At 65.6% G+C, this 715-nt stretch carries 2 protein-coding genes; both read right to left on the bottom strand.

Annotated elements, in window-relative coordinates:
• On the bottom strand, positions 1-597 hold a 597-nt coding region (locus EOD07_RS36475), incomplete at its 3' end, for a lysophospholipid acyltransferase family protein (RefSeq protein WP_127238512.1).
• A gap of 5 nt (positions 598-602) precedes the next feature.
• Positions 603-715 (bottom strand): DUF4170 domain-containing protein (locus EOD07_RS36470; RefSeq protein WP_127238511.1); only part of this gene is annotated, 113 nt, incomplete at its 5' end.

Genomic DNA, 715 nt, shown 5'->3' with positions numbered 1-715 from the left:
CTCCAGCACCTTGCGGCGGCTGGTGGCGATGGCCGAGGGCAGGATCGGCCGGCCGGAAAGCTTTGCCAGAAGAACGATGCCAAGCCCGGCATCGCGCGGCGTGCCGTTCGGAATGTCGGCGATCATGGCGACGTTCTTGCCCGCGACGAGCGACTTCTTGAGCGCGATCAAGGCCTTGGCGCCGCCTTTGTCGAGATGCCTCGAACTGTTGCGGCCGCCGGAACCGCGCACCGCCTCGATGCCGAATTTCTCGATCATCAGCGCCTGGAGCTCCGCATCGGCGCTGCGCGAGACCATGGCGACCAGCGGCCGGCCCTCGGGATAATAGGCAGGGGTCAGAAGATGCTGACCGTGCCAGAGCGCGATGATGCCGGGTTCGAGATGCGCATAGGCCCCGCCGGCAACCTGGGTCGAGCCCTCGACCAGCGGGCTGGTGAGCCGAATCAGCCGCAGGAACCAGGCGAAAAGGCTGGCGATGAAGTTCTTGACGAAGGTCGACTGCGCCAAAGGCTCGCGGATGCGCCGCCATAGCGTGCGCGTTCCGCCGCGCCTGGCGGCGCGCCGCCCGGTCGCCCCGTTCACCGCTTCATGCTCCATCGACGTCAACCGCCGGCCTTCGATTCTGGATCAAGCAAACGGTGCAGATGAACAACGAAATAACGCATATGGGCATTGTCGACACTGGCCTGCGCCTTGGCTTTCCAGGCGCCAAGCG

Source organism: Mesorhizobium sp. M2C.T.Ca.TU.002.02.1.1 (assembly GCF_003997225.1).
The sequence above is the reverse complement of the archived record's forward strand: the minus strand, read 5'-3'. Positions and strand labels throughout refer to the sequence as shown.